The sequence below is a fragment of the Xanthomonas sp. WHRI 7065 genome (assembly GCF_040203115.2).
GTDB classification, from domain to species: Bacteria; Pseudomonadota; Gammaproteobacteria; order Xanthomonadales; family Xanthomonadaceae; genus Xanthomonas; species Xanthomonas arboricola.
The window spans coordinates 1,261,711-1,285,602 of record NZ_CP168194.1 but is presented as its reverse complement, the minus strand read 5'-3'; the positions used below and the strand labels follow the sequence as shown (position 1 = coordinate 1,285,602).

Sequence of the window (23,892 nt, the reverse complement as noted above, 5' to 3'; positions counted from 1 at the left end):
ACGCCGCGCGACAACCGGACACCCGTTGCCGAAAGCCGCACTACCCGGCAGCAGCCACCTCTTCAACCGGCGCATCCCACAACGCGCGCCCGGCCTTCTTGCGCAGGTGCGCCAGGCGCGCCTCGTGCGCCTGCGACTCCGACGCGGTTACCACCACCCGTGCGCGCGGCAACAGCAACGCCGGATCGAAGGTGATCATGCCCTCGCCATGCTCGCTGCGCTGGCCGGTATCGGCGCTGGCAAAGCCGATCTCTTCCTGGCCCGAGGTCAGCGCGATGTACACATCGGCCAGGATCTGCGCATCGAGCAAGGCGCCATGCAACTGGCGATGCGAGTTGTCCACGCCCAGGCGCTTGCACAAGGCATCCAGCGAGTTGCGCTGCCCCGGATAGCGCTCGCGCGCCATCATCAAGGTATCCACCACGGTGGCGCGCTCGACGATACGGCCGTAGTTGTCGCCCAGCAGCGACAGCTCGTTGTCCAGGAAGCCCAGATCGAACGCGGCGTTGTGGATGATCAGCTCCGCGCCGTCGATGTAGGCCAGGAACTCCTCGACCACATCGGCAAACAGCGGCTTGTCGGCCAGGAACTCCAGGGTCAATCCGGTCACTTCCTGCGCACCGGGTTCGAAATCGCAATCGGGCTTCAGGTAGCGATGGAAATTGTTGCCGCTCGGGCGCCGCTCCAGCAGCTCCACCGCACCGATTTCGACGACGCGGTTGCCCTTGCGCCATTCCAGGCCGGTGGTTTCGGTATCGAGAATGATCTGACGCATGAATCCTCTTGCTGATTGCTTACGCGGTTGCGCTGCCACCGCGCTGGGCGATGGCCTGATTGCGGGCGAGCACGTCGACGCGCTCGTTGTCCGGGTCACCATTGTGGCCCTTCACCCAACGCCAATCGATGCTGTGGCGTTGCGTGGCCGCATGCAGCCGCTCCCACAGTTCACGGTTCTTGACCGGGTCGCCGCCGGCGGTTTTCCAACCGCGGCGTACCCAGCCGGACATCCACTCGGTAATACCCTGGCGCACGTATTGCGAGTCGGTATGCAGCACGATCTGGCATGGCTCGGTGAGTGTTTCCAGCGCCATGATCGCCGCCATCAACTCCATGCGGTTGTTGGTGGATGTGGCTTCGCCGCCGGACAATTCCTTCTCGCGGCCGTTGTAACGCAACAGGGCCGCCCAACCGCCCGGCCCGGGATTGCCGAGGCAGGAGCCGTCGGTATGCACTTCAATGGATTTCATCAGCTTCTGGTGTTTGGAAAGTGGTCAGTCGTCAGATCGTGGCTACAGGCTGCGGCCAGCGCGAGGGCATCGCGATCGGGGTCGGCCCGATCGAAGCGGCGGCGCGCTTTTCCACTTCGAGCAGATACACCGCGCGCCAGGGTGCGCGATCGGTGCCGGTAACGCCACGCCCGGTGCGCCAGATCGGCCCCAGGTAGCGCTCGGTCTCCACGCATTGCAGCCCCGCACGCTGCGCCAGCAGCCGCCAGCGATCCGGCCGCAGCGCCACCGGACCACGCCGCGCCCAGCGAAAGCGGTACGGGCTCAGCGGATTGAGCGTGAACAGCCATAGCCGCCCGCCCGGCATCAGCAACCGCTCGCATTCGGCCAGGAATTCCGCCGCGCCGCCCACCACCGCATGCTGCACCACGATGGCCTGCAGGCTTTCGGTCGGCAACGGAAACGGCATGGCGCAACGCGCGTCGCCCGCAAAGCGGCCAGCGCTGCGAGACAGCCGCAGCCCGCGCCCCTGCAGCAGCTCGCGCGGCGGCAACTCGGGCGTCGGCGTCAGCCACAGCCAGGGCTGCGACGGACGCGTCTGCAACGCCGCAAGCGCCAATTTGCGCTCCAGCAGGAGCAGGCTGCGCCCTGCACCTGTTTCAAACCAGGATGAGACGCCAGCTTGACGGGAGAATGGCGTGGCAGGCATGGTCCCAATTCTATGCGACTGACCGCCCTGCCCGCATTCGACGACAACTACATCTGGGCGCTGGTCGCCAGCGATGGCCGCGCAGTCATCGTCGATCCGGGCCAGGCCGAGCCGGTGTTCGCCGCCGCAGAGCGCGAAGGCTTCTGCCCCAGCGCCGTCCTGCTGACCCACCACCATACCGACCACATTGGCGGCGTGGCAGCGCTGCAGCAGCGTTGGCCGGACCTTGCGCTATACGGTCCGGCCGACGAACGCATCCCTGCAGACGCCCACCGCGTGGGCCAGGGCGACCGCTTGAGCCTGCTCGGCAGCCGCTTCGATGTGCTGGAAGTGCCCGGCCATACCCGCAGCCATATCGCCTTCGTCACTGACCGCCATCTGTTCAGCGGTGATACCCTGTTCAGCCTAGGCTGTGGGCGGATGTTCGAAGGTACCGCTCCTCAGATGTTCGACGCGTTGCAGCGCCTGGCCTCCCTGCCTGGCGAAACGCTTGTGTGTTGCGGCCATGAATACACCTTGGCCAACGCGGCCTTTGCGCTGCACGTCGATCCCACCAACGCTGCCTTGCAGCGCCGTCAACAGGAAGCCCAGGCCATGCGTCATGCAGCCCGTCCTACCCTGCCGATTTCGCTCAAGAGTGAACTGGCCACCAATCCGTTCTTACGCACCAGCAGTCCCGAAATCCGCGCTGCGGTGGCATCTCGCGCAGGCGGGGCAATTTCCTCTGAAGTTGACGTTTTCGCCGAACTTCGGCGCTGGAAAGACGAATTTCGCGCATGAGGCGCCTGCTTCTGGCAGTGCTGACCGCATTGGCGGTCATCGCACCCGCAGCCGCATCGTCCAACGACGCAAGCCGCCCCAAACCCGCAGAGAACTCGATCACCCAGACCGCCACTCCCGAGGTGCGCAACGGCCGGGAGATTTTTTCGTCGTTCCTGGATGGTCGGGCCGATCCTGGCTGCGACAGCGAACATAGCGATACGCGCTGGGAACAACATTTTTCGCGCGCGCCGGCACGCCTGGCGGACGACGCACAGGACGTGTTGCCGTTGTTCGGCTACGTGGTCGATGAACTACGCGAAGCCGACATGCCGACCGAATTTGCGCTGATTCCGTTCGTCGAGAGCGGTTATCGCCCGGGCGCTCGCAACGGCAGCGGTCCCGCCGGCCTCTGGCAGTTCATCGCCACCACTGCGCGCAACCACCACGTGCCGGTTGGCGCTCAATACGACGGCCGCCTCTCGGCAGTGGACTCCACCACGGCGGCGGTGCGTTATCTCAAGACGCTGTATGGCATGTTCGGCGGCGATTGGCGCCTGGCGCTGATGGCCTACAACGCGGGCGAGTATCGCGTGCTGCAGGCCATGCGCACGGCCGGGATGAACGCGCAGAACGCTCGCCCGTCCGAACTGCCCGGCATGTCCAAGGTCACCTACGAGTACGTGGAAAAGCTGCACGCGCTCGCCTGTGTGCTGGACCATGCGCAGCAGCAGGGCAATCTGCTGACCTCGCTCGACCGCCCGGTACCGGTACTCACCGAACATGCATTGCCGGCCGGCACCAGCCTCAACGCCTTTGCCGGACAACGCGACATCGAGCCGCAGCTGCTGGCCCGGCTGAATCCGGCGCTGGCCAGCGCGCGCGCCGCACCGCGGGGCGTGCATGTGCTCGCCCCGATCGCATCTGCGCAGCCAGGTGCGACAGGCGCCTCGGTCGCATCTGCCGACACGGGCAGCCTTGTCGACAACAGCGCTGCCGCTCCCACAGTCGTTGCCGCCGCGACGACGGACGCCTCCAGGCCACAGGCGCGCACCACGCATACGGTCCGCAACGGCGAATCCGCCTGGGCTATCGCACGCCGCTACGGCGTGACCGTCACGACACTGCTGACCAGCAATGGCCTGGACAAGCGTGCCGTGCTGAAGCCCGGCATGGTGTTGTCGTTCGAAGACACACCCTGACCTAAGCCGCCTGCCTCCGGCGCCGTTCCGGCGCCGCTGACACCACAGCGGCACGCTTTTCGTCGACCTTGCACGGGGAAGTTGAGCACCGCGCTGCGCAGGCGTAGGTCGGCTGCGAAGAGAGCGCCTGACACTTGTCTTGCCTGCGCTGCTGCAACGACGCCATATGGAATCGGAAACCGGGTGGAATCCGGAACCGGCACGCTCGCGGCCGATCGCCCCGCTATCGCTGCAAGCCAATTGACATCGCAGTTGATTGAGCGCCTGCAGCGTCTGCCGCCAACCGACATGGACCCACCCGTAGGCGCACGAACGTGCAACCGACGCTGGCTTTTCTGGCCTGGCAGATTGGCCCGGCAGATCAGCACGTTTGAATGACGCACGTCTTCGCACACGCATGCCTGCAATCCTGACGCGCGAAATCCGCAACGCCGGCAGACCTATCCCGAACGGATGGCAATGCGCACGACGTCAGATCAGTTGCGGCGGGCCATCGCAGTGACTTAGCCAGTTGCTGCGGGCATCCAGTGCCTGGTCCACGCGACCACAGACTCGCCGCAGCGCCAGCGGCGGGATACTCCACACGAACGCTGGCACCTGCCCACGGTATCGGCCAAAGAAAAAGCCCGGTTCCCCGGGCTCTTTCTCCACCAGTCGAACAGCAGCGGTTACAGCTGCGCCTCTTCGATCTGGATCTTGTAGCGCTTGCGCATTTCCTTGACGTACGCCTGTGCCGCATTGTTGCCGTCGATCTGGCTCAGCTGCTCGCGCAGCATGGTCTGCTGCTCGGCCGGCATCTGCTTCAGGTCGCCCGGGGTCGCCTTGCTGATGACGAACACCGCAAAGCGCCCGCCATCCAGCTCCACCTTGCCCACCGACGGCTTGCCTTCGGTCGGACGCGGCGCGCTGAAGATGGCGCGGTTTGCCGCCGGGGTCGGAATCGGCGCGGTGCGCGGCAAGCCTGGGATCGGCTGCACCTGCAACTTCTCGCTGGCGGCCAGCGCCTGCAGGGTCTCGCCTTTCTGCACACGTGCCAGCAATGCATCGGCAGCCGCCGCGGCGGCCTTCTCGGTACGGTCCGCGCGGACGGCGGCGATTACCTTCTCGCGCACCTTGTCCAACGGCAGGGCCGCCTCGGCGGTGTGGTTGGTCACACGCAACACCACGCTGTGGTTCGGTCCGATGGTGATCGGATCGCTCACCGTGCCGTCCTGCACCAGCGTTTCGGAGAATGCCGAACGCAGCACCGCCGGATTGGCCGCGATACCGCTGGCATCGGCGCGCGAGAACGGACCCAGCGTCTGCACTGGCAGACCGACCTGCTTGGCTGCCGGCTCCAGCGCGGTGGGATTCTTGTAGACCTGATCCACCAGCTTGCCGCTCACATCCGTAAATGCCTTGTCGGCATCGGCCTTGAGCTGCTCGGCGGCGAGCTGATCGCGCACCTGCTCGAACGACTTGCCCTGGCCGCCCTTGACCTCGCGCAGCTGGATCACGTGGTAACCGAACTCGCTCTTGATCGGGCCGACCACCTCGCCAGCCTTCATCGAGAACAGGGCATCTTCAAACGGCTTGACCATCGTGCCCTTCTCGACCCAGCCAAGATCGCCACCGGCGCCCTTGGAACCGGGGTCCTGCGAATTGGCCTTGGCCAATGCGGCGAAATCGGCGCCCGGCTGCTTGGCTTCCGCAGCCAGCTTGGCCGCTTTCTCCTCGGCGGCTTTCTGCGCGGCAGGATCGCTACCGGCGGTAATCAGGATGTGCGATGCCAGACGCTGATCCGGCTCGACAAAACGCGCCTTCTCTTCGTCATAGCGCTTGCGCAGCGTCGCCTCGTCAGCGGCGGTTGCCGGCGGCAACTTGGCGGCATCGAGTTCGACATACTCGATCGTCACCGTCTCCGGCTGACGGAAGTCCTGGGGATGCCCGTCGTACCACTGCTTGATCTGTGCATCGCTGACCGGCGCGGTATCGGCAGCCGGTGGCGGCAGCATGGCCAGCTGCACGTCGCGCGTTTCGCCCATCAGCTTGAGCAAGCGCTCGAACTCGGCCTTGGTCGCAAAGCCCGACTCGGCGATCGCCTGCGGAATCACCGACTGCTGCAAGCTGTCGCGCACCAACGCATCGAACTGCGCCGGCGTGCGCGGCGGCGTGCCCTGCGCAAGTGCAGCGCGGTACTGGTCGGGGCTGAATTTGCCGTCGACCTGGAACGCCTGAATGCCGGCGATGTAATCGCGCACCGTCGCATCGCCGATCACGATGCCGGCATCTTCGGCACCCAGACGCACGACTTGCTCGTCGACCAACTGGTCGAGTACCTGCAACTTGTTTTCGCGCGATTCGAACGTGCGCGGATCGAAATTCTCGCCCTGGCGCTGCCGTTCCTGCATGCGTGCCTGCTCGAAGCGGGCGCGGAAATCCTGGGTACTGATTTCATGGTGCTGCCACAGCAGCGAGACTGGCCACCACGACGGTGCCGATTTCCACCACGTCGGTGGCGCCTGCACCTTGGCCACGTTATTGGCGCCAATGCCGCCGAGGTAGCTGTTGTCGATGACGAACAGGAACGGAATCATCAGCAACCCCAGGATGGCGGTAGCGATCCAGCCTGACGTCTTGTCGCGAAGTTTCTGCAGCATTGGCAAATCACGGCCTGTGGGCGAGCCGCGCAGTGTAACGCGCCTGACGCCGGGCACCCAGCCCAATCCCGCACCGCACCGGATCCGACATGGCTTTCGGCGCGCAATTGCCGCCAAAGCGGCCAAAAAAAAGCCCCCGGCACGGAGCCGAGGGCTTTGTATAACTGGCGGAGCGGACGGGACTCGAACCCGCGACCTCCGGCGTGACAGGCCAGCATTCTAACCAGCTGAACTACCGCTCCGCTTTAAACTTGGACTGCTGCTTCCCCACCATTTTCGCGATGCGAATGCGGTGGAGAAAACGAAGCCCCCAATCGCTCAGGGGCTTCGGTATAACTGGCGGAGCGGACGGGACTCGAACCCGCGACCTCCGGCGTGACAGGCCAGCATTCTAACCAGCTGAACTACCGCTCCGCGCTTGAAACATTTGCCTGGTGCTTAATGGTGGGTGCTGAGGGTTTCGAACCCCCGACCCTCTCCGTGTAAGGGAGACGCTCTACCGCTGAGCTAAGCACCCTAGCGAGTCGATTAGTTTACTGCATCCTTCAGGGCTTTGCCAGCCTTGAATGCAGGATTCTTCGAAGCAGCGATCTTGATGCTGTCGCCGGTCTTCGGATTGCGGCCGGTACGCTCAGCGCGCGCGCGGACCTGGAAGGTGCCAAAGCCAACGAGGGTGACGGCGTCGCCCTTCTTCAGCGCCTTGGTGATTTCGCTCACAACCGCGTCAACAGCACGGCCGGCCTCAGCCTTGGAGATGTCAGCGGCAGCGGCAACGCCATCGATCAATTCGGTTTTATTCATTCTTGAAACTCCCTTTGCGGCAGATGCCGCGGAATCGACAATCGGCGCTCTTGACGTTAGCGAAGAACCCGACACAAGTGGTATCGCGTGACGCATCACAATTTGCCGCGCCCACGAGTCGTGCATTTATACCAGCGCCCCCAACCGCACGCAAGCCAAAACCCAATAACGACGCGGGTTTTGGCTTGTTTTGCCTGGGTTTAGACAAGCGGTTTTAGTGCTTGACGCGGGTACCGGGAGTAGTGCGCGACTTGCCGCGGACCGCAACCCGCGAAGCCGTCTTACGGGCCTTTTCCTTACCCGCCTTCTTCGGTGCCAACGGACGCTCCAATGCGAGATCCAGCACTTCGTCGATCCACTTGACCGGCACGATCTTCAGATCGCGCGTGACGTTGGCCGGGATGTCGGCAAGATCCTTGCGGTTCTCGTCGGGGATCAGCACGGTGCGGATGCCACCGCGCAACGCCGCCAGCAACTTCTCCTTCAAGCCGCCGATCGCCGAGACGCGACCACGCAAGGTGATCTCGCCGGTCATCGCCACATCGGCGCGGATCGGCACCTTGGTCAACACCGACACCAGCGAGGTCACCATCGCGATACCGGCGCTCGGGCCATCCTTCGGTGTCGCGCCGTCGGGCACATGCACGTGCACGTCCTGCTTCTGCAGGAAATCCACATCGATGCCGAGTCGCTCGGCGCGCGAACGCACCACCGACAAGGCGGCCGACGCCGATTCCTTCATGACGTTGCCGAGCTGACCGGTCAGGATCAGGTTGCCCTTGCCCGGCACCAGCGTGGACTCGACCTGCAGCAGCTCGCCGCCGACTTCGGTCCAGGCCAGGCCGGTCACCAGGCCGATTTCGTTCTCTTCTTCGGCACGGCCGAAATCGAAGCGACGCACGCCCAGATACTTGTCGAGGTTCTTCGCGTTGACCGTGACCAGGGCCTTGGGCTTGCCCTTCTTGGCGACCACCTTCTTGGCATCGGGCTGCGGGCCGGCGAGCGCGATTTCCTTGACCACCTTGCGGCAGATCTTGGCCACTTCGCGCTCGAGGTTACGCACGCCCGATTCGCGCGTGTAGTAGCGCACGATGTCCTGGATCGCATCGCTGCCGATCTCGATCTCTTCCGGCTTCAGGCCGTTGGCCTTGATCTGCTTGGGCACCAGGTAACGCATGGCGATGTTGAGCTTCTCATCCTCGGTGTAGCCGGGGATGCGGATGACTTCCATGCGATCCAGCAACGGACCGGGAATGTTGAGCGAGTTGGAGGTGGCGACGAACATCACCTCCGACAGGTCCAGGTCCACTTCCAGGTAGTGGTCGTTGAAGGAGTTGTTCTGCTCCGGGTCGAGCACCTCCAGCAGCGCCGAGGACGGGTCGCCGCGGAAGTCCATCGACATCTTGTCGATCTCGTCCAACAGGAACAGCGGGTTCTTGCTGCCGACCTTGTTGAGGTTCTGCACCAGGCGGCCAGGCATCGAGCCGACATAGGTCCGGCGATGGCCACGGATCTCGGCCTCGTCGCGGATACCGCCCAGGCTCATGCGCACGAACTTGCGGTTGGTCGCCTTGGCGATCGACTGCCCGAGCGAGGTCTTACCCACGCCCGGCGGCCCGACCAGGCACAGGATCGGCCCCTTCATCTGCTTCACGCGCGACTGCACGGCCAGATACTCGAGGATGCGTTCCTTGACCTTGTCCAGGCCGTAGTGATCGGCGTCCAGGGTGTCCTCTGCGACCTTCAGGTCCTTGCGGACCTTAGTGCGCTTCTTCCACGGCACGCCCAGCAGCCAGTCCAGATAGTTGCGCACCACGGCCGCCTCGGCGGACATCGGCGACATCTGCTTGAGCTTGTTGAGCTCGGCCTTGGCCTTGGTCTCGACCGGCTTGGGCATGCCCGCCTCGGCGATCTTGCGCGCCAGCTCCTCCAGCTCGCCTGGCGCATCGTCCAGATCGCCCAGCTCCTTCTGGATCGCCTTCATCTGCTCGTTGAGGTAGTACTCGCGCTGGCTCTTTTCCATCTGCGACTTGACGCGGCCGCGGATGCGCTTTTCCAGCTGCTGCACATCGATCTCGCCGTCCACCAGACCGACCAGCAGCTCCAGCCGCTCGCCGATCTCGGTGATTTCCAGCAGGCGCTGCTTGTCGGCCAGGCGCACGCCAATGTGCGCGGCGATGGTGTCGGCTAGGCGGCCAGGCTCATCGATGCCGGCCAGGGTCTGCAGCAGCTCCGGCGGCAGCTTGCGATTGGTCTTGACGTACTGCTCGAACAGCGACATCAGCGAACGCGCGATGGCCTCCACTTCGCGCGGCTCACGCGCGTCGCTGGCTTCGATCTCGATGCCCTGGCCCTGCAGTGCGCCATCCAGCTCGACGACCTTGTCGACGGTGACCCGCGACAGACCTTCGACCAGCACCTTGATGGTGCCGTCGGGCAACTTGAGCAGCTGCAGCACCTGCGCGAGCGTGCCGACGGTATAGAGGTCGCTGGCGGTCGGGTCGTCGGTTTCGGCCGACTTCTGCGCAACCAGCAGGATGCGCTTGTCCGCCTCCATGGCTTTTTCCAGCGCGCGCATCGACTTGTCACGGCCGACGAACAGCGGAATCACCATGTGCGGAAACACCACCACGTCGCGCAGCGGCAACACCGGCAGATCGAGAACTTCTGGTTGGGACTGGGCCATGGGGCGCTCCGCAGGAATGGGGGTTTTGGGGCGTAAAAAAAGCCGATGGCCCCGTTATGGGGCCATCGGCGAGGTGTTGCAAGTAGCGTTCGGAAACCCTTTATCCGCGAGCGAGGCCGGGGCCGGGCGCAGCGGCATCCAGGCCTCAGTCGCCGGACGCAGCCTTGGCCGGCGCCGGTTGCGCCTGGTAGATCAGATACGGCTCGGATTTGTGCTCGATCACCGACTCGTCCACCACCACCTTGCTGACATTTTCTTGCGAGGGCAGCTCGTACATCGTGTCCAGCAGCACCGATTCGACGATGGTGCGCAGACCACGCGCGCCGGTCTTGCGCTTGAGCGCCTTCTTGGCGATCGCCGACAGCGCGTCGGGGCGGAATTCCAGCTCCACACCTTCCATGTCGAACAGCTTCTTGAACTGCTTGGTGATGGCGTTCTTGGGCTCGGTCAGGATCTTGATCAGCGCCGGCTCGTCCAGTTCCTCGAGCGTAGCAACCACCGGCAGGCGGCCGACGAACTCGGGGATCAGGCCAAACTTGATCAGATCTTCCGGCTCGACCTCGGCCAGGATCTTGCCGACTTCCTGCTTGCGCTCACTGCTCTTGACCTTGGCACCGAAGCCGATGCCGCCGGCGTCGTTGGAACGCTGCTGGATCACCTTGTCCAGCCCGGCGAACGCGCCGCCGCAGATGAACAGGATGTTCTTGGTGTCGACCTGCAGGAATTCCTGCTGCGGATGCTTGCGACCGCCCTGCGGCGGCACCGAAGCCACCGTGCCTTCGATCAGCTTCAGCAGCGCCTGCTGCACGCCTTCGCCGGACACGTCGCGGGTAATCGACGGGTTCTCGCTCTTGCGCGAGATCTTGTCGATTTCGTCGATGTAGACGATGCCCTGCTGGGCCTTCTCGACGTCGTAGTCGCACTTCTGCAGCAGCTTCTGGATGATGTTTTCCACGTCCTCGCCGACATAGCCGGCTTCGGTCAGCGTGGTGGCATCGGCGATCGTGAACGGCACATTGAGCAGGCGCGCCAGCGTTTCGGCCAGCAGCGTCTTGCCCGAGCCGGTCGGACCGACCAGCAGGATGTTGGATTTCGCCAGCTCGACGTCATCGTTCTTGCTGCGGCTCTCGATACGCTTGTAGTGGTTGTACACCGCCACGGCGAGCGTGCGCTTGGCGCGCAACTGCCCGATCACGTATTGATCCAGCACCTCGAGAATCTCGCGTGGCTTGGGCAGACTGGAGCGTGCCGACTGCGCCTTCTCTTCGAGTTCCTCGCGGATGATGTCGTTGCACAGCTCAACGCACTCATCGCAGATGAATACGCTGGGACCGGCAATCAGCTTGCGGACTTCATGCTGACTCTTACCGCAGAACGAGCAGTAGAGAATCTTGTTGCTGTCGCCGGAACGACCTTGGCGGTCTTCGCTCATGCTTCTGTTACCCAGTTACCCCACCCGATGCACGGGGGTTCGATTTCGAGAATAGCACAGGGTCGGGAGGACATCCGCCCAGCCCGACCCTGCCGGTTTTTCCTGCAATTTCAGCAATCTGGCGATCAAGAGGGCTGGATCGACTCTTCCGGACGGCGTTCCAGCACCTGGTCGACCAGGCCATAGGCCTGCGCATCGACCGCACTCTTGAAGTTGTCGCGCTCGGTATCGCGCGCAATCGTCTCCAGGGATTGGCCGGTGTGCTTGGCCAGGATCTCGTTCAGACGCGAACGCAGGGTCAGGATCTCACGCGCATGGATGTCGATATCGGTGGCCTGGCCCTGGAAGCCGCCCAGCGGCTGGTGGATCATCACGCGCGAGTTCGGCAGCGCATAGCGCTTGCCGGCCGCACCCGATGCCAGCAACAGCGCGCCCATCGAGGCGGCCTGGCCGACGCAGATGGTGCTCACGTCCGGCTTGATGTACTGCATGGTGTCGTAGATCGCCATGCCGGCGGTGACCACGCCGCCCGGCGAATTGATGTAGATGCTGATGTCCTTTTCCGGGTTGTCCGCTTCCAGGAACAGCAGCTGGGCCACGATCACGTTGGCCATGTGGTCGTCGATCGGACCGACCAGGAAGATCAGACGCTCCTTCAGCAGACGCGAGTAGATGTCATACGCACGCTCGCCGCGGCTGGTCTGTTCGACCACCATCGGCACCAGGTTCAGGGCTTTGGTCACAATGCTCATCAGTCTTCCTGTAGTGGCAGCGGCTTGCGCCGATGCCCGGGTTTGACATCCGCATCCCAGCCATCGGGATGCGGGTTGGTGTCACGCGGTCGCTTACCTTAGACCCGAATGGCGTCCTGGAACGACAGCGACTGCTCGGTGTGCTGGGCGCGCTCGGCGATCCAGTCGATCACCTGCTCTTCCATGACACGGCTCTGCAGTCCACTCATCAGTTGGGGGTCGTTGCGGTACATCTCAATGACCTGCTCCGGCTCTTCGTAGGTCGAGGCGATCAGACGCAGCGTTTCGCTGACGCGCTTGGATTCCAGGCGCAGCTCGTTGCAACGGGCCACCTCGCCCACCAGCAGACCGACCAGCACGCGCTTGGCAGCCGCGTCCATGAAACCCTGGTGGGCATCGGCCGGGATCTCGCCCGGGTTGCGGCCACTACGGCGGACCTGCTCGACCTGCTGCGCCAGCATCGAACGGGCTTCGTTCTCGACCAGGCGCGGCGGCATTTCCACGTGCGCATAGGCGGCGATCAGTTGCTCCCCCACTTCGCGACGCAGGCGGTTCATCAGCGCGCCCTTGAGCTCGCGCTCCAGGTTGGTGCGGATGTCGGCGCGGAACTGCTCGGCATCGCCACTCTTCACGCCGAAGCTCTTGATGAACTCCTTGTCCACCACCGGCAGCACCGGCTCGGAGACCTCGACCGCCTTGACGTGCACCTGCACGGTCTTGCCGGCCAGCTGCGGCACGCGCCACTCGGCCGGGAAGTCGATGGTCAGGGTCTTGTCTTCACCCTTGGCCAGGCCTTCCAGGCCCTTTTCGATCTGGTCGAACATCACGCCCGAGCCCAGCACGCTGCTGCCGGTCTCCACGCCTTCGGCGGGCAGACGCTCGTCGCCGGCCTGCGACCAGGTCTCCAGCGCCACCAAGTCACCGACCTGCGCGCCGCGCTCGACCGGGTTCCAGGTGCGGCGCTGCAGACGCAGGTTCTCAATCATCTGATCGATGTCGGCATCGGTCACGTCGGCGGTATGACGCACCACCGACAGCTTGGCCACATCGATATCGCCGAAATCCGGCACCACTTCGAAGGTGGCGACGAAGTCGAAATCGCTCTCGCCCTGGTCGATACGCGGGTTGCCGGCCAGACGCAGCGAATGCTCACGCACTGCCGAATCGAAGGTCTCACGCAGCAGGCCTTCCATCGCCTCGGCACGCACCTGCTGACCGAAGCGCTGCTCGATGACCTTGGTGGGCACCTTGCCCGGGCGGAAACCCTTGATGCGCGTGGTCCGCGCAAGTTCGCGCAGGCGGCCACCGACATGCGTCTCCAGGCGCTCCTGCGGCAGGGTGAAGGTCAGGCGGCGTTCCAGATTGCCGGTGGATTCGATCGATGCTTGCATGTTGACTCCTGCCACCGACTGCACAAGCGTCGGCACGAGATGGAAGATGCGGGTTGACGGATGGCGAGAAAGCCGCCGAGCCTTGTAGTTTCGCCGATAACGGCGGCCGCTGCCAGCGGAATACGCGTCACCGCGCCGCGCAATGGAAAGACCCCAGGCCTGCGGCGGGAAGCGGCCGGAACACGCACGGCCGCACTGCATTGGTGCGAAAGGGGGGACTCGAACCCCCACGCCTTGCGGCGTCAGAACCTAAATCTGGTGCGTCTACCAATTCCGCCACTTTCGCGATGCTGCTCCTGCCCGGCCATTGTTGCAGGGATGCCGGGAAAGAAAAAGCATCGCGGGAGCAACGACGCCGCTGAATGTCGCCCACGGCTTGCATCCTGCGCGCCTGGACGGACAGCGCGAGCGCGGCCGACCCTGAGTCCAAAGAGCTGACGATAAACACATTCATCATGCAACTCGGCGCGCACTGGCGTACCTTGCTTCCGCCCGCTAGCGCTGGGTAAAGCTGGCATTCGCTAAAATTCCGTTAACACCAGTGAGAGGCAGTCATCGCGATGAGAGATCGCTATCGGCAGATCGTGGCCCTGTCCCGCGACTGCATCAAGGAGATCGACCTCGACGGGCGGATTACGGCCATCAACATCAATGGCCTGACCGAACTGCGCGCCAGCCACCAGGATCAGCTGATCGCGCGGCCCTGGCGCGACCTGTGGCCGCCGGAGGCGGCCGAGCTGGTGGATGCGGCAATCGCCGGCTCTCGCGCCGGTTCGATCCAGGAATTCGAGGCCGCCAGCGTGAACTTCGCCGGCGTGCGCCAGATCTGGCAGGTCGTCACCAGCCCGCTGTTCGATGCACTTGGCAAGGTCGAAGCGATCCTGGCGGTGAGCAGGAACATCTCCGACCGCCGGGCGCTGGAGACCGCCTTTCGCACACTGGATTCAACCCTGACCGCAGAGCGCGCATTTTCCAGTGGTGTGCTGCGACTGGCGCAAGCGCGCGAACATTCGCTGTCGAGCGAACTGCACAGCCTGCGCGACCTGCAAGAGCGCATCGAAGGCGATCTGGACATTGCGCGCGCCGCGCAGAGCGCCGCCGAAAAGATTTCCGAGCAGGCGCAAAAGGGCGAGGCGGTGGGACAACTGCTGGCCGGCGTGGTGCACGATTTGAACAACGTGCTGCAGGCGGCAACCTCGGCCATCGAGCTGGTGGTACAGCGCGCCAGGATCGATGCGCACGACACCAAGCTGTTGAGCGTGGCCGATGCGGCGCTTCAACATGGCTCGGTCATGGCACAGCGCCTGGTCGGGTTTTCGCGGCAGTATCCGTACAGCCCGGAATCGGTGGACCTGGCTGCCTTGACCGAACAGCTCGGCCCCTTGCTCGAACAGGTGATCGGCGCGGATCTGCAATTGCAGCTGCGCACCGCCGAAGGTGGATGCTGCGCAATGGTCGACCGCCACACGGTGGAACGCGCCATCTTGAACCTGGTGATCAACTCCCGCGATGCCTGCCAGGGTGGCGGCGTCATTCGCGTGGAGACCGGCGACGCCGTGGTCGCTGAAGAACAGGCCAACCTGGCCAGGCCGGCCGGGCACTACGTCACCATCGCCGTGGCCGACAACGGGCATGGCATGGATGCGCACGTGCAGGCGCACCTGTTCGAAGCGTATTTCACCACCAAGGATGCCGACAAAGGCGCGGGCCTGGGACTGGCGCAGGTGTACAGCGCAGTCCGTCAGGCAGGTGGCTTTGTGGAAGTGACATCGGCGCCCGGCCAGGGCGCGCGCTTTACGCTGGCGTTCCCACGCATGCAGCAGAGCGCGGCGCCGGCGCCAGCCGCATCGCCGTAAGCGACCACGGCTGCAGTTGCCCGTCGCCGATCAGGCGTAGCGCACCGCATCAAGGTCGTCAGCGCCATCCAGTGCAGCAAAGCACCTCTTGCTGCGCATGCTGATGGACGTTGCCTGGCGGCCCGTCACCTCGCGCGAGGCGACACTGTCAGGCGCGACCACATCAGCCAGACAAACACGGCGCAGGCGCCACCTGCCGCCAGCCCACATTGCAGCAGCGTCAGCATCACTGCGCGATCAGACATCATCGACCAGCCGCCGATGATCGCCAGCAGCAGCACGATCACCCCGGCCGAGAGCAGACCGCTCAACGCACCGATGCCAACGTGGACCAGCAGGTTGGGCCGGCGCCCGCGATACCACCAGGCGCAGATGCGCGCGCACAGCCATCCCGCCGCGGCGCAGGCAATCACCGGCAACACCAGGCCGTACGACCAGGCAACGATCAACAACGCGGTCTGTAGGTCGAAACGGGTCAATCGCGCCAGGCCCAGCAGCCCGCCGAGCGGAGGACCGACGAGCGCGAAGACGCCAACCTGGCCCAGGATCGAATGCCGCAATGCTCCGGAGACCTCAGACCTCATTGGCATCTGCTCATCCGGGCGACGGCGATTGCGCACCTGACGCCGGCCAGACATCGCGCCGGGCCGAGATCGACACTACGTCGCCGCGGCCGCCGACCGAGAAAACAGCAAAGCTGCAGCCGATTCCTTGCGTCATCTTTTCCTCAGCACAAAAAGAAAAGCACCTAGGCGGATGCCTAAGTGCTTTTGTTTGGTGGGCCGTCAAGGATTCGAACCTTGGACCTATTGATTAAGAGTCAACTGCTCTACCAACTGAGCTAACGGCCCTGAAACTGGTCGCACATTGTATGCGCGTTTTTGCTTCGTTGCAACACCCCGCGATGCATCGGGTCCAACTTTTCCTGCAATCAGTGGGGTGGCTGAGGGGACTCGAACCCCCGACATCTGGAATCACAATCCAGTACTCTAACCAGCTGAGCTACAGCCACCACTGAAACCTACTTCCTACCGCACCGCCGATGGCGCGCCCGACAGGACTCGAACCTGTAACCGCCGGCTTAGAAGGCCGGTGCTCTATCCGGTTGAGCTACGGGCGCCCGGACCGAACTTCGCATTCCCACGCCGTCAAGAGCTCGGAATGGTCGGGGTAGAGGGATTCGAACCCCCGACATCCTGCTCCCAAAGCAGGCGCGCTACCAGACTGCGCTATACCCCGGCGGGACCTTTCAATCCCGAAGGCTGGAAAGGTCGGCTATTTTGGGAATGATTGGCCTTGCTGTCAATCACTCTGTGTAAATCGGACGATCCGGTATCCTCGCGGCATCGCTCGCCAAGTCGGCAGGCATCTACATTTCATGGAGAACACGCATGCGTAGCGGCAATCCCGCCCTTCGGGAATCCACCTTCCTCGACCTCGGTTCCGGCTCGGTAGTCACCCGCGATGGTCAGGCGATGACGCTCAACGGCACCGTCAACAAGACCGGCCTGCTGTTGCTGATGGCGGTGGTCACCGCCGCTTTCGCCTGGTCGCAGTCGATCGGGGCCGATGGCGCTCCGTTGCCTGCCGCGCGGCTGTACATGATCGCCGGCGCGATCGGCGGGCTGGTGTTCGCGCTGGCGACCAGCTTCAAGCCGACCTGGGCCCCGGTCACTGCGCCGCTGTACGCACTGGTGGAAGGCTTCTTCCTGGGCTCGATCTCGGCAGTTTACGAGGCGCGTTTCAACGGCATCGTGTTCCAGGCGGTCCTGCTGACCTTCGGCACCATGTTCGCGCTGCTGTTTGCCTATCGCAGCGGCATGATCAAGGCCACCGAGAACTTCAAGCTGGGCGTGGTGGCAGCCACCGGCGGCATTGCGCTGGTGTATCTGGCGACCATCGTGCTGGGCCTGTTCGGCGTGCGCATCCCCTTCATCCACGACTCCGGCCTGATCGGCATCGGCTTCAGCCTGTTCGTGGTGGTGGTGGCTGCACTGAACCTGGTGCTGGACTTCGACTTCATCGAAAGCGGTGTCGAACAGGGCGCCCCAAAGCACATGGAGTGGTATGGCGCGTTCGGCCTGATGGTGACGCTGGTGTGGCTGTACATCGAGTTCCTGCGCTTGCTGTCGAAGTTGCAGTCGCGGAATTGAGCGGGGAATCGAGCGTCGGGATTGGGGATTCGTAAGAGCGGCTCCCTCGAACATCCGGATTTCGAGCAGAAGAAAGGGCGCCTAGGCGCCCTTTCTTTTTTTACTGTCGCCGTGTCGCTCAGAGGCGGCTGGCGATGGCCTTGGCGAAGCCCATGGTGTTGCCGGTGCCGCCCAGGTCGGGGGTCAGCGAATCCTTGGCTTCCAGGGTGGCCACGATCGCTTCGCGCAGGCGCTCGGCGTTCTGCGGCTGACCGATGTGGTCCAGCATCTGCGCGGCACCCAGCAGCAGCGCGCACGGGTTGGCCTTGCCCTGCCCTGCGATGTCCGGCGCCGAGCCGTGCACGGCCTCGAAGATCGCCGCGTCCACACCGATGTTGGCGCCCGGGGCCAGGCCCAGGCCGCCGACCAGACCGGCGCACAGGTCGGAGATGATGTCGCCGAACAAGTTGGTGGTCACGATGATGTCGAACTGCTCAGGACGCATCACCAGCTGCATGCAGGTGTTGTCGACGATCATTTCCTGGAATTCGATTTCCGGGTACTGCGTGGCCACATCGCGCGCCACCTTCAGGAACAGGCCCGAGGTCGACTTGATGATGTTGGCCTTGTGCACCGCGGTGACCTTCTTGCGGCCGGTGGCGCGCGCCAGGTCGAAGGCGTAGCGCACGATGCGCTCGGAGCCCTTGCGGGTGACGCGGGCGCCGGAGAACGCGGTCTCGCCGTCCTCGGACACGGTCTGGCCTTCGCTCAGGTAGGCGCCTTCGGTGTTCTCACGCACCGTGATCAGGTCCACGCCATCGGCGAAACGCGACTTGGTGTTGGGGAACGACTTGGCCGGACGCACGTTGGCGTACAGGTCGAACTTGCGACGCATGGCGACGTTGATCGAGCTGAAGCCCTCGCCGACCGGGGTGGTCAGCGGGCTTTTCAGGGCCACCTTGTTCTTGGTGATCGAGGCCAGGGTGGACTCGGGCAGCAGATCGCCGTGCTTTTCCAGCGCGACCAGGCCAGCGTCGGCGTACTCGTAGGTCAGGCCAGCCTGCAGCGCGTCGAGCACGAACAGCGTGGCATCCATGATCTCCGGGCCGATACCGTCGCCGCGGATGACCGTGATTGTCTGCGTCATAACGTTGGGTTTCCGAACTTGAAGGGGGGAGCGCCAGCCGCAATACCCGGCAGAGCGGCGCAAGGAGGTTTCACAGGCAATTATGCCCGATGCCGGTGAAGGCGCCCAAACCGACCTTGGTCTAAGAGCCCCCGGATGCGCGCGGCGGCCATTCGGTACAGCGAACGGCGACAGAAACGGCCGCGTGTACCAGCGCATGCATGCACAACTTCAGTGCAAATGCCCAGAAAGCGCCCGCCCCTGGCCAGCGGCCGGTGCCGAAATCGGACCGCGCCAAGGCCACGCCGCCGAGAACAGGCGGCACGCGCCCTCGCCCACCGTTACGAATCCCGAATCACCACTCCCCCACTCCCGCCTCAATCACCCGTGCGCGTGCTGCTCCGGTGCCGGGGCGCCGCCTTCGAGCTGGTCCAGGAAGTCCACCGCGCGCCGCAGATGCGGGATGACGATGGAGCCGCCGACCACCAGGCCGACCGAGAAGGTTTCGAAGAATTCCTCGCGGGTCACACCAGCCTCCTTGCACTGGGCGACGTGGTAGCTGATGCAGTCGTCGCAGCGCAACACCATCGAGGCGACCAGGCCGAGCAGTTCCTTGGTCTTCACGTCCAGCGCGCCCGCCTGGTAGGTCTGGGTGTCCAGCGCGAAGAACCGGCGCACCACCTGGTTCGGCTCGGCCAGGATGCGCTGGTTCATGCGCTGGCGGAATTCGGTGAACTCGCGCAGCCGGTCGTCGCTGCCGCCGCCGGTCTCGCTCATGCCTGGCCGCCTGTGTTGCCGGCCAGCAAGGGCTCGAGCTTGCCGGCCCGGTGCATCGCCATCATGTCGTCGTAGCCGCCCACATGGACGTCGCCGACAAAGATCTGCGGCACGCTGGTGCGCTTGGCCAGCGCAACCATCTTGTTGCGCTCGGCCGGGTCCAGGTCGATGCGTACCTCGGTCCAGGTCCGGCCCTTGCTCTTGAGGAAGTTCTTGGCCGCCACGCAGTACGGGCAGATCGCGGAGGAATACAGGGTGATCTGCGGGCCGCTGGCCGCATCCTGCACGTTGGTATCTTGGCTCACGGGAAACTCCGTGGTTGGTCTGAGGTCTGACAATGGTACCGGGCGACTGGAATTTCCATGTCGTCACCGCAACACTGTGGATTAACCGATGATTCACGCCATCGCGCCGTGCTGCCCGCATGCTCCGCGCACCACCTGGGAGTTCCACTTGCGCCTGCTACCGCTCGCCACCGCCCTCACGCTGGCCGTTGCCATGGGGGTGGCACCCGCGCAGGAAAACCGCCTGCCCGACATCGGCTCGTCTGCCGGCGAGCTGCTGACCCCGGCGCGCCAGGCCGAGTACGGCAAGATGATGCTGGCCGAGTTGCGCAATTACGACTACGTGCTGGACGACCCGCTGATCACCGACTGGCTGCAGACCATGGGCACCCGGCTCGGCGCCAACAGCGACCAGCCGCAGCAGCCATTCACGTTTTTCATGCTGCGCGATCGCCAGATCAACGCCTTCGCCACGCTGGGCGGCTATATCGCGGTCAATGCCGGGCTGGTGTTGACCGCCGAGCGCGAGGACGAGGTGGCCGCGGTGCTGTCGCACGAAATCGCCCACGTCACCCAGCAGCATGTGCTGCGCGGGGTGGAACGGGCGCAGCGCGACCAGATCCCGATCCTGCTCGGCATGCTGGCGGCGGTGGTCGCCGCGCAACAGGCCGGCGGCAATTCCAAAGGCGATGCCACCATGGCCGGCATCACCAGTGCGATGGGGCTGATGCAGCAGCGCCAGATCGACTACACCCGCTCCAACGAATCCGAGGCCGACCGGCTGGGCATCCGCACGCTGGTGCGCAGCGGCTACGACGTGGATGCGATGGCCGGCTTCTTCGAGCGCATGTCGGTGGCGATGCGCGCCAACGAGGGTGGCTACAGCGCACCGGACTTTCTGCAGACCCACCCGGTCACGGTCACCCGCATCAGCGAGGCCAAGGCGCGCGCCGAGCAGATGAAGAAGAACACCGTGGTGCTGACCACCTCGGTGCCGGGCGGCACGCGCCAGGAACGGGTAGACCCGGCCGACCCGTCGCTGTCCGAACCGTTGAGCCGCAACGGCAACGCGCTGCTGCCATATGCGCTGCGGCTGCCGGTGGATGCGCTGAGCCGCAGCGGCGATCAGCAGAACTTCGACTGGGCCAAGGAACGCCTGCGCGTGCTCAGCGCCACCACGCCGGATGCGGCCATCCGCGAATACGAGACCCTGCGCCGCAGTGCCAAGCACGGCCTGACCGACGCGCAGCGCTATGGGCTGGCGCTGGCACGCCTGCGCAACAGCGGCGGCCGGCCCAGTGAGCCGGTGGCCGAACTGACCAGCCTGCTGGAAGCGCACCCGGACAACCTGTGGCTGTCGCTCGGGCTGAGCGAGGCGCAGGCGCGGGTGGGCCAGCGCGAGGTGGCCAATGCGCGTTTCGACGCGCTGCTCAAACAGCTGCCGAACAACCGCGCGGTGGCGCTGACCTATGCCGGCGCGCTCAACGAGCAGGCCAGCAAGGAGTCCGGCCAGCGCGCGCGCCAGGTGCTGGAGCCGCTCCTGCATCGCAGCAGCGAAGATCCCCTGTTGCAGCAGACCTACGCGCGCGCCTGCGAGCTGTCCGGCGACCATCTGCGCGCCAGCGAGGCCTATGCCGAAGCTGCGTACTTGAACGGACGCCCGGAGCAGGCGCTGATCCAGCTGGAAGCGCTGAAGAAGAAAGATCTCGACTATGTGACACGGGCGCGGGTGGATGCACGCATCGCGGCGATCACGCCGACCGTGCTGGAGCTGCGCCGGCAAGGCATCCGCGACCCGGATCTGTCGACGCGCTAGCGCATGTGACGGTTGGCGCAGCGGTCATTCGGGCGTGTGTCGACGGGTTCAGCACCGCGCCTGCCAGTGGCACAGGCCGCTTTGACCACGGCGGCAGCCCTCAGGCATGTCACATTAGAGTCACAAAACCGTAGTCTACTGGCGATCAACCTAAAGCCAGACGGTAAGCCCCGCGTGCAAAAACGCATTCTGATCGTCGATGACGAACCCGCGATTCGCGACATGGTGGCGTTCGCGCTGCGCAAAGGCGAGTTCGAACCCATCCATGCCGGCGATGCCCGCGAGGCGCAGACCGCCATCGCCGACCGCGTGCCGGACCTGATCCTGCTGGACTGGATGCTGCCAGGCACCAGCGGGCTGGATCTGGCACGGCGCTGGCGCAAGGAACAGCTGACCCGCGAGATTCCGATCATCATGCTGACCGCACGCGGCGAAGAGAACGACCGCGTCGGTGGCCTGGAAGCCGGGGTCGACGATTACGTGGTCAAGCCGTTCTCGGCGCGCGAGTTGCTGGCGCGCATCCGCGCGGTGATGCGCCGCACCCGCGAGGACGACGAGGACGGCAGCGTGGCGGTGGGCCGCCTGCGCATCGACGGCGCCGCGCACCGGGTGTTCGCCGGCGATGCGCCGGTGCCGATCGGCCCGACCGAATACCGCCTGCTGCACTTTTTCATGACACATCCCGAGCGCGTGTATACCCGTACCCAGCTGCTGGATCATGTCTGGGGCGGCAGCGTGTATGTGGAAGAGCGCACCATCGACGTGCACATCCGCCGCCTGCGCAAGACGCTGGAACCGTTCGGCCTGGAAAACATGGTGCAGACCGTGCGTGGCTCGGGCTACCGTTTCTCTTCGGCAACCTAGTGCTTGCCGCACAGCCGGTCGGCCCTGCCGCTGGGCTGGCTCGCACGCCCACCTGACGCTCCGTGGTAACGCCTTCCATGCCTCAACATATCCGTTCCGCCTGGCTCAAGACGCTCGGCACTCTCGCGCTGTTGCTGGGCGCTGCCGTGCTGGTCGGCGTGCTGATCGAGCATGTGTGGATGGCGTTGACGCTGACCGCGCTGGGGGTGCTGGCCTGGCATTACTGGCGGTTGCGCCAGGTGCTGCAGCGCCTGACCGCGCGCCAGCGCGCCGAGCCCGCCGCCGGGATCGGCGCCTGGAACGAGCTGGATCGCCTGCTCTATCGCAGCCAGGCCGAAATGCGCGGGCGCAAGCGCCGCCTCATCGAGATGCTGCGCACCTACCGCGCCGCCGCGCAGGCGCTGCCGGATGCGGTGGTGGTGGTGGATCGCAACAGCCAGCGCGTGCAGTGGTTCAACCGCGCCGCGGGCGGACTGCTGGGGCTGCATCATCCGGGCGACATGGGCGTGTCGGTGGTGGAGCGGTTGCAGCCGTTGCCGTTGGCGCACTGGCTGGCCGCCGGCCGCAACGCCGAGCCCATGCTCGACGCCGCCTCGCCGGTGGATCCGGATTTGCGTCTGAACCTGCGCCTGATCCCCTACTCCGACGATTACTGGCTGCTGGTGGCACGCGATGTCAGCAAACTGCTGCGGCTGGAGCAGGTGCGCCGCGACTTCGTGGCCAACGTCTCGCACGAGCTGCGTACGCCATTGACGGTGGTGCATGGCTATCTGGACATGCTCGACCCGGAAGACTTTCCCGATTCGGGCCCGATGCTGGCCGAGATGCGCAAGCAGTCGCAGCGCATGGCGCAACTGGTCGAAGACCTGCTGACGCTGTCGCGGCTGGAATCGCAGGAAGAACTCGGCGAGGAACACGTGGCGATGGCGCCGATGCTGTCGACGCTGCGGCGCGAGGCCGAAGCGCACAGCCAGGGCCGCCACACCGTGGAAGTGTTCGACGAGGCCGGCGTGGACCTGCTCGGCTCCAACAAGGAACTGCATAGCGCCTTCTCCAACCTGGTCACCAATGCGGTGCGCTACACGCCAGGCGGCGGCACGGTGACGATCCGCTTCGTGCGCGAAGGCGATGGCGCGGCCCTGGCGGTGCGCGACACCGGCTACGGCATTCCCGCCTCGCATCTGCCGCGCATCACCGAGCGCTTCTACCGCGTCTCCAGCAGCCGCTCGCGCGAGAGCGGCGGCACCGGGCTGGGGCTGTCGATCGTCAAGCACATCCTGGGACTGCACCAGGCGCGTCTGGAAATCGAAAGCGAAGTCGGACGCGGGAGCGAATTCTCATGCCATTTTGTCGCTGCACGCGTCGTGCAGCGCGATCAGTCCCTGCCACTGTCACGTTCGGCGTGATATGTAAGGGGTGCGCGCCGCAACGCGGTGCGAT

General features: G+C 64.8%; 20 protein-coding genes and 8 tRNA genes. 7 read left to right on the top strand and 21 right to left on the bottom strand.

Features of this window, described 5'->3' with window-relative positions; translation table 11 throughout:
* Positions 1–40 precede the first annotated feature (40 nt).
* From dnaQ to ABQY64_RS05575, 3 genes are read right to left on the bottom strand one after another with little or no spacing between them, the layout of a single operon-like run.
* Positions 41–775 (bottom strand): DNA polymerase III subunit epsilon, encoded by a 735-nt coding sequence (gene dnaQ / locus ABQY64_RS05585; RefSeq protein ID WP_039523879.1) that lies wholly within the window; start codon positions 773–775, stop codon positions 41–43.
* A 19-nt stretch (positions 776–794) separates the two neighbouring features.
* Positions 795–1,247: a ribonuclease HI gene (rnhA, locus tag ABQY64_RS05580; protein ID WP_024938428.1), complete on the bottom strand. Its 453-nt coding sequence runs from the start codon at positions 1,245–1,247 to the stop codon at positions 795–797.
* A 31-nt stretch (positions 1,248–1,278) separates the two neighbouring features.
* Complete coding sequence (locus tag ABQY64_RS05575) at positions 1,279–1,935, bottom strand: hypothetical protein (RefSeq protein WP_065047613.1); 657 nt, start codon at positions 1,933–1,935, stop codon at positions 1,279–1,281.
* A 12-nt stretch (positions 1,936–1,947) separates the two neighbouring features.
* Here ABQY64_RS05575 and gloB point away from each other — a divergent pair, with 12 nt between their 5' ends.
* Both gloB and ABQY64_RS05565 read left to right on the top strand, forming a co-directional pair.
* Positions 1,948–2,715 carry a hydroxyacylglutathione hydrolase gene (gene gloB, locus ABQY64_RS05570; RefSeq protein WP_126968519.1) on the top strand — a complete coding sequence of 256 codons (768 nt, stop codon included), beginning with the start codon at positions 1,948–1,950 and terminating at the stop codon, positions 2,713–2,715.
* A complete protein-coding gene (locus ABQY64_RS05565) occupies positions 2,712–3,896 on the top strand; it encodes a transglycosylase SLT domain-containing protein (protein WP_349779241.1) in 1,185 nt (394 codons plus the stop codon). Before gloB ends, ABQY64_RS05565 begins: the two co-directional genes overlap by 4 nt.
* A gap of 668 nt (positions 3,897–4,564) precedes the next feature.
* Here ABQY64_RS05565 and ABQY64_RS05560 read toward each other — a convergent pair.
* From ABQY64_RS05560 to ABQY64_RS05515, 10 genes are all read right to left on the bottom strand, one after another.
* Positions 4,565–6,535, bottom strand: a complete 1,971-nt coding sequence (locus ABQY64_RS05560) for a peptidyl-prolyl cis-trans isomerase (RefSeq protein WP_349779242.1) — start codon at positions 6,533–6,535, stop codon at positions 4,565–4,567.
* A 165-nt stretch (positions 6,536–6,700) separates the two neighbouring features.
* A tRNA-Asp gene (locus ABQY64_RS05555) sits at positions 6,701–6,777 on the bottom strand.
* A 95-nt stretch (positions 6,778–6,872) separates the two neighbouring features.
* Positions 6,873–6,949: transfer RNA gene (locus ABQY64_RS05550), tRNA-Asp, on the bottom strand.
* A gap of 28 nt (positions 6,950–6,977) precedes the next feature.
* A tRNA-Val gene (locus ABQY64_RS05545) sits at positions 6,978–7,052 on the bottom strand.
* A gap of 11 nt (positions 7,053–7,063) precedes the next feature.
* A complete protein-coding gene (locus ABQY64_RS05540) occupies positions 7,064–7,336 on the bottom strand; it encodes an HU family DNA-binding protein (RefSeq protein ID WP_024938423.1) in 273 nt (90 codons plus the stop codon).
* Between the two features lie 214 nt (positions 7,337–7,550).
* Positions 7,551–10,022, bottom strand: coding sequence for an endopeptidase La (gene lon / locus ABQY64_RS05535; protein WP_016904733.1), 2,472 nt, complete (start codon positions 10,020–10,022; stop codon positions 7,551–7,553).
* 145 nt (positions 10,023–10,167) lie between these two features.
* Positions 10,168–11,454, bottom strand: coding sequence for an ATP-dependent Clp protease ATP-binding subunit ClpX (gene clpX, locus ABQY64_RS05530; protein WP_003483788.1), 1,287 nt, complete (start codon positions 11,452–11,454; stop codon positions 10,168–10,170).
* Positions 11,455–11,579: 125 nt separating this feature from the next.
* On the bottom strand, positions 11,580–12,206 hold the full coding sequence (gene clpP, locus ABQY64_RS05525) for an ATP-dependent Clp endopeptidase proteolytic subunit ClpP (protein WP_002806026.1): 627 nt from the start codon (positions 12,204–12,206) through the stop codon (positions 11,580–11,582).
* A 98-nt stretch (positions 12,207–12,304) separates the two neighbouring features.
* A complete protein-coding gene (gene tig, locus ABQY64_RS05520) occupies positions 12,305–13,597 on the bottom strand; it encodes a trigger factor (protein ID WP_349779243.1) in 1,293 nt (430 codons plus the stop codon).
* 201 nt (positions 13,598–13,798) lie between these two features.
* A tRNA-Leu gene (locus tag ABQY64_RS05515) sits at positions 13,799–13,883 on the bottom strand.
* 274 nt (positions 13,884–14,157) lie between these two features.
* Between ABQY64_RS05515 and ABQY64_RS05510 the strand changes: the two genes are divergently transcribed.
* On the top strand, positions 14,158–15,453 hold the full coding sequence (locus ABQY64_RS05510) for a PAS domain-containing sensor histidine kinase (RefSeq protein ID WP_047125886.1): 1,296 nt from the start codon (positions 14,158–14,160) through the stop codon (positions 15,451–15,453).
* Between the two features lie 125 nt (positions 15,454–15,578).
* Here the strand turns inward: ABQY64_RS05510 and ABQY64_RS05505 are convergent, their stop codons facing one another.
* The 5 genes from ABQY64_RS05505 to ABQY64_RS05485 form a co-directional block, all read right to left on the bottom strand.
* Entirely contained in the window at positions 15,579–16,037 is a 459-nt protein-coding gene (locus ABQY64_RS05505) for a hypothetical protein (protein WP_241235822.1), read from the bottom strand.
* Between the two features lie 191 nt (positions 16,038–16,228).
* A tRNA-Lys gene (locus ABQY64_RS05500) sits at positions 16,229–16,304 on the bottom strand.
* A gap of 84 nt (positions 16,305–16,388) precedes the next feature.
* A tRNA-His gene (locus tag ABQY64_RS05495) sits at positions 16,389–16,465 on the bottom strand.
* A gap of 31 nt (positions 16,466–16,496) precedes the next feature.
* Positions 16,497–16,573, bottom strand: a tRNA-Arg gene (locus ABQY64_RS05490).
* A gap of 42 nt (positions 16,574–16,615) precedes the next feature.
* Positions 16,616–16,692, bottom strand: a tRNA-Pro gene (locus tag ABQY64_RS05485).
* 152 nt (positions 16,693–16,844) lie between these two features.
* On the opposite strand from ABQY64_RS05485, the gene ABQY64_RS05480 reads away from it, so the two are divergent.
* Positions 16,845–17,606 (top strand): Bax inhibitor-1/YccA family protein, encoded by a 762-nt coding sequence (locus tag ABQY64_RS05480; RefSeq protein ID WP_039523860.1) that lies wholly within the window; start codon positions 16,845–16,847, stop codon positions 17,604–17,606.
* A gap of 118 nt (positions 17,607–17,724) precedes the next feature.
* Here ABQY64_RS05480 and ABQY64_RS05475 read toward each other — a convergent pair whose 3' ends face one another.
* The 3 genes from ABQY64_RS05475 to grxC form a co-directional block, all read right to left on the bottom strand.
* Positions 17,725–18,732 (bottom strand): isocitrate dehydrogenase, encoded by a 1,008-nt coding sequence (locus ABQY64_RS05475; RefSeq protein WP_005998180.1) that lies wholly within the window; start codon positions 18,730–18,732, stop codon positions 17,725–17,727.
* A gap of 360 nt (positions 18,733–19,092) precedes the next feature.
* On the bottom strand, positions 19,093–19,488 hold the full coding sequence (locus tag ABQY64_RS05470) for a carboxymuconolactone decarboxylase family protein (protein ID WP_039523858.1): 396 nt from the start codon (positions 19,486–19,488) through the stop codon (positions 19,093–19,095).
* On the bottom strand, positions 19,485–19,793 hold the full coding sequence (gene grxC / locus ABQY64_RS05465) for a glutaredoxin 3 (RefSeq protein ID WP_016902239.1): 309 nt from the start codon (positions 19,791–19,793) through the stop codon (positions 19,485–19,487). Before grxC ends, ABQY64_RS05470 begins: the two co-directional genes overlap by 4 nt.
* An 88-nt stretch (positions 19,794–19,881) precedes the next feature.
* Here grxC and ABQY64_RS05460 point away from each other — a divergent pair, with 88 nt between their 5' ends.
* The 3 genes from ABQY64_RS05460 to phoR all read left to right on the top strand — a co-directional run bounded on the left by ABQY64_RS05460 (position 19,882) and on the right by phoR (position 23,858).
* Positions 19,882–21,588 (top strand): M48 family metalloprotease, encoded by a 1,707-nt coding sequence (locus ABQY64_RS05460; RefSeq protein ID WP_080639634.1) that lies wholly within the window; start codon positions 19,882–19,884, stop codon positions 21,586–21,588.
* Between the two features lie 174 nt (positions 21,589–21,762).
* Positions 21,763–22,452 carry a phosphate regulon transcriptional regulator PhoB gene (gene phoB / locus ABQY64_RS05455; protein ID WP_002806631.1) on the top strand — a complete coding sequence of 230 codons (690 nt, stop codon included), beginning with the start codon at positions 21,763–21,765 and terminating at the stop codon, positions 22,450–22,452.
* Positions 22,453–22,529: 77 nt separating this feature from the next.
* Positions 22,530–23,858, top strand: coding sequence for a phosphate regulon sensor histidine kinase PhoR (gene phoR, locus ABQY64_RS05450; protein WP_016902237.1), 1,329 nt, complete (start codon positions 22,530–22,532; stop codon positions 23,856–23,858).
* Positions 23,859–23,892 lie beyond the last annotated feature (34 nt).

Bases quoted from the DNA above. Each gene is read 5' to 3' on its own strand.
- ABQY64_RS05575 (WP_065047613.1), bottom strand. From the start codon at position 1,935: ATGCCTGCCACGCCATTCTCCCGTCAAGCTGGCGTCTCATCCTGGTTT.
- tig (WP_349779243.1), bottom strand. From the start codon at position 13,597: ATGCAAGCATCGATCGAATCCACCGGCAATCTGGAACGCCGCCTGACC.
- gloB (WP_126968519.1), top strand. From the start codon at position 1,948: ATGCGACTGACCGCCCTGCCCGCATTCGACGACAACTACATCTGGGCG.
- lon (WP_016904733.1), bottom strand. From the start codon at position 10,022: ATGGCCCAGTCCCAACCAGAAGTTCTCGATCTGCCGGTGTTGCCGCTG.
- dnaQ (WP_039523879.1), bottom strand. From the start codon at position 775: ATGCGTCAGATCATTCTCGATACCGAAACCACCGGCCTGGAATGGCGC.
- ABQY64_RS05565 (WP_349779241.1), top strand. From the start codon at position 2,712: ATGAGGCGCCTGCTTCTGGCAGTGCTGACCGCATTGGCGGTCATCGCA.
- ABQY64_RS05475 (WP_005998180.1), bottom strand. From the start codon at position 18,732: ATGACGCAGACAATCACGGTCATCCGCGGCGACGGTATCGGCCCGGAG.
- ABQY64_RS05560 (WP_349779242.1), bottom strand. From the start codon at position 6,535: ATGCTGCAGAAACTTCGCGACAAGACGTCAGGCTGGATCGCTACCGCC.
- ABQY64_RS05480 (WP_039523860.1), top strand. From the start codon at position 16,845: ATGCGTAGCGGCAATCCCGCCCTTCGGGAATCCACCTTCCTCGACCTC.
- rnhA (WP_024938428.1), bottom strand. From the start codon at position 1,247: ATGAAATCCATTGAAGTGCATACCGACGGCTCCTGCCTCGGCAATCCC.
- phoR (WP_016902237.1), top strand. From the start codon at position 22,530: ATGCCTCAACATATCCGTTCCGCCTGGCTCAAGACGCTCGGCACTCTC.
- clpP (WP_002806026.1), bottom strand. From the start codon at position 12,206: ATGAGCATTGTGACCAAAGCCCTGAACCTGGTGCCGATGGTGGTCGAA.
- ABQY64_RS05540 (WP_024938423.1), bottom strand. From the start codon at position 7,336: ATGAATAAAACCGAATTGATCGATGGCGTTGCCGCTGCCGCTGACATC.
- ABQY64_RS05505 (WP_241235822.1), bottom strand. From the start codon at position 16,037: ATGAGGTCTGAGGTCTCCGGAGCATTGCGGCATTCGATCCTGGGCCAG.
- ABQY64_RS05470 (WP_039523858.1), bottom strand. From the start codon at position 19,488: ATGAGCGAGACCGGCGGCGGCAGCGACGACCGGCTGCGCGAGTTCACC.
- clpX (WP_003483788.1), bottom strand. From the start codon at position 11,454: ATGAGCGAAGACCGCCAAGGTCGTTCCGGCGACAGCAACAAGATTCTC.
- ABQY64_RS05460 (WP_080639634.1), top strand. From the start codon at position 19,882: ATGATTCACGCCATCGCGCCGTGCTGCCCGCATGCTCCGCGCACCACC.
- ABQY64_RS05510 (WP_047125886.1), top strand. From the start codon at position 14,158: ATGAGAGATCGCTATCGGCAGATCGTGGCCCTGTCCCGCGACTGCATC.